This is a genomic window from Acinetobacter sp. UBA3025 (assembly GCF_002367915.1).
In the GTDB taxonomy this organism is placed as follows: Bacteria; Pseudomonadota; Gammaproteobacteria; order Pseudomonadales; family Moraxellaceae; genus Acinetobacter.
Genome location: NZ_DFDO01000223.1, coordinates 1 through 3,415, shown reverse-complemented (window position 1 = coordinate 3,415; position 3,415 = coordinate 1). Strand labels below are relative to the sequence as shown.

Annotated in this window: 3 protein-coding genes; all 3 read left to right on the top strand. The window is 33.7% G+C overall.

Annotated features, from left to right (window positions below; translation table 11 throughout):
* Positions 1-87 precede the first annotated feature (87 nt).
* Genes B4J23_RS09360 through B4J23_RS09350 form a run of 3 tightly spaced genes read left to right on the top strand, consistent with a single transcriptional unit; the run spans position 88 to position 3,351 of the window.
* Positions 88-1,203 carry a DegT/DnrJ/EryC1/StrS family aminotransferase gene (locus B4J23_RS09360; protein ID WP_291360196.1) on the top strand — a complete coding sequence of 372 codons (1,116 nt, stop codon included), beginning with the start codon at positions 88-90 and terminating at the stop codon, positions 1,201-1,203.
* Positions 1,204-2,448: an O-antigen translocase gene (locus B4J23_RS09355; protein WP_291360194.1), complete on the top strand. Its 1,245-nt coding sequence runs from the start codon at positions 1,204-1,206 to the stop codon at positions 2,446-2,448. It abuts the gene before it with no gap.
* Positions 2,449-2,463: 15 nt separating this feature from the next.
* Complete coding sequence (locus B4J23_RS09350) at positions 2,464-3,351, top strand: glycosyltransferase family 2 protein (RefSeq protein WP_291360192.1); 888 nt, start codon at positions 2,464-2,466, stop codon at positions 3,349-3,351.
* Positions 3,352-3,415: the final 64 nt, after the last annotated feature.

The window sequence follows — 3,415 nt, the reverse complement described above, 5'->3', positions numbered from 1 at the left end:
GATTGTATTTAAATACTATAGATATATTAATTTTAATTAATATGAGATTAAAAAATAAATATAAATTTTTATATGAGATTGATAAGAATGATTCCTTTTCTAGATCTGAAAGCGATAAATATGCAATATCGTGATCAAATGATTACAGCTTGCACTCGGGTAATTGACTCTGGTTGGTATATCTGTGGCAAAGAATTAGAAGAATTTGAGCATAATTTTGCAAATTATTGTGGAACACGATATGCCATAGGTGTTGCTAATGGCTTGGATGCGCTTATTTTAACGCTACGCGCATGGAAAGAATTAGGAAAACTCCATGAAGGAGATGAGGTCATTGTCCCTTCAAATACCTATATTGCAAGTATCTTAGCAATTTCACAGAATAATCTGAAACCGGTACTGGTTGAACCGGATATAACGACTTTTAATATTGATACCAAGAAAATTGAGACAGCCATAACTCCAAAAACAAAGGTAATTTTGCCTGTGCATTTATATGGACAGCTCGCTGCAATGCCAGAAATTATGACCATTGCCAAAAAATATAACTTGCTGGTTTTAGAAGATTCAGCCCAAAGTCATGGTGCTGAAATAAATGGTCAAAAAGCAGGAAATTGGGGCAATGCTGCAGGTTTCAGTTTTTATCCAGGTAAAAACTTAGGCGCACTCGGTGATGGGGGAGCAATTACCACCAACGATGCTGAGTTAGCGCAGATGCTTAAAGCTATGCGTAATTATGGTTCACATGAAAAATATAAAAACCTGGTACCAGGTGTAAATAGTCGTCTTGATGAAATTCAGGCTGCCATCCTGAATGTGAAACTTAAATTTTTAGATCAGGAGAATCAGCATCGTCGGCATATTGCAGATCTATATTTAAAAGAAATTCATAATCCCGCAATTGAGCTCCCGTGCAAAAATATAGACACTGAGACATATGCACAACATGTCTGGCATTTATTTGTGATCAGAACAAAATATCGGGAAAAATTACAACAATATTTAGCAGAAAACGGAGTACAGACACTCATTCATTATCCAATTCCGCCTCATCAGCAGCAGGCTTATAAGGAATGGAATGGTTTAAGTTTTCCAGTTTCAGAACAGATTCATGCGGAGGTCCTAAGCTTACCGATTGGACCCACTTTATCTATGGATGAAGCAAAGCAGGTTGTTCAGTTATGTAATGGTTTTCAGGCATAGATGAATCTATTTAGGACCAGTGTACTGAATGGTGTAGCCGTTTTGATTAAGACCATCACCATGTTTGTACTGAATAAAATTCTGGCTGTATATCTAGGACCTACCGGATATGCAGCGATTGGCCAATTCCAGAATTTTATTCAAATGGTGACGACGTTCGCTGGCAGTGCCATTAATACCGCTGTAGTTAAATATACGGCTGAATATCATGAAGATGAGATTAAACAACGTGCAGTCTGGAAAACAGCAGGGAGTATTGTTTTTCTATTTAGTCTCGTTTTTGCGATTCTCATACTTATTTTTCAAAAGCAGCTGGCATTATATATATTTCAATCACTTAAATACCAAACGATTTTTATATGGTTTGCTGTTTTTTTAATATTTTTCAATTTCAATACGCTATTTTTAGCCATATTGAATGGAAAAAAAGAAATTTTAAAGCTGGTGCTTGCAAATATTGCCGGTAGTTTATTTGCACTTGTAATCACTGGTGTTTTGGCAATCAAGCTGCAGTTATATGGGGCTTTAATTGCATTATCCATTTATCAGTCGATTGCATTTATAGTGACATTAATACTCTGTCATAGAGCAGACTGGTTTGAGTTTTCCTCCCTATTAGGAAAAATAGACCTGGGAATTACCAAAAAATTTGCTTCGTTTATTCTTATGGCACTAGTCAGTGCAATCTGTGTGCCGCTATCGCAAATGTTAATTCGGGCTTACTTAACCCAAGAATTTAGTCTGGCTTATGCGGGCTATTGGGAGGCGATGATCCGTCTAAGCACAGTATATCTTTTGCTTGTAACCACTACATTAGGCGTGTATTACTTGCCGCGCTTATCAGAACTCAATGCAATTGATGAAATTAAGAAAGAGGTCTATTTAGGCTATAAGTTTATTTTTCCACTTGCTGTGATAGGCGGAATTTGCGTTTTCATATTACGTGATTGGATTATCAACTTATTATTTAGTCCATCTTTTGCCCCTATGCAGGATTTATTTCTTTGGCAAATGATGGGAGATGCCTTGAAGATAGGAAGCTGGATACTGGCTTATTTAATGCTCAGCAAAGCAATGACTAAACTCTATATTTGTACAGAGATTATATTTACAGTGTCTCTCATTGCTTTAACTTATATATGTACTCAAGTGTTTGGTTTCGAAGGTGTTTCTATTGCTCATCTCATAAATTATGGGCTGTATTGGATCGTAATCAGTTTATTTATATTTAAACAATTAAAATAAAGAGGGAATAATATGATGATAAGTGAACAACCCTTAGTCTCTATAGTTATACCAAGTTATAATCATGAAAGGTTTATACATGATAGCATCAAGAGTGTTATTGACCAGTCTTATCAGAATATTGAGTTAATTATTATTGATGATGGATCTACAGATGCTTCAGTAGAAAAAATACAAGAATTAATTCCATTATGTGAAAAACGATTTACCCGATTTGAGTTTAGACATCGTCCAAATAAGGGCTTGAGCGCGACTCTAAATGAAGCATTAGAGTGGGCACAGGGGGAATATTTTTCTTCTCTAGCCTCGGATGATATAATCTTAAAAGATAAAATAAAAATACAAACTAAATTTTTAAATGAGAATAAAAATTGTGTAGCAGTATTTGGAGGTGTATCAGTCATTGATGATAATTCTAATTTTGTAAAAAATAGACTTAAAAAAGAAAATAGCTATAGTTTTAATCAAATTTTATTATTAGAACATGATTTGCCAGCAATGACTCAACTCATTCGCACTCAAGCTTTAAAAAAAATAGGGGGCTATAACGCTGAAGTTAAAATTGAAGACTGGTATATGTGGTTGCATTTAGCACAAGAAGGGGACTTATGCTATCTTCCTATGCTTTTTGCAAAGTATAGGTTGCATGACAATAATATGCATAAGCAAACGACTCTTATGCACGATTCAAGAATGATGATTCTAAGTGGATATCAGAATCACATTCTATATGACAAAGCAAAAAAAAGAGCTTTATGGATATATGCATTTGAATTAGGGCTATTATCTAAAAAGAAATCATTAGAAAAGATGATAAAAATTTTAAAAGAATATCCTACAGAAATTTTAACATATGATTTTTTTAGATTTTTTTATTGGCTCTTAATAAAAAAAGATTTTTAATAATTAAAAAATTTTATATCAATAATTATATTTTAACTATGTTTAATAAAATAATTTAGTTAGT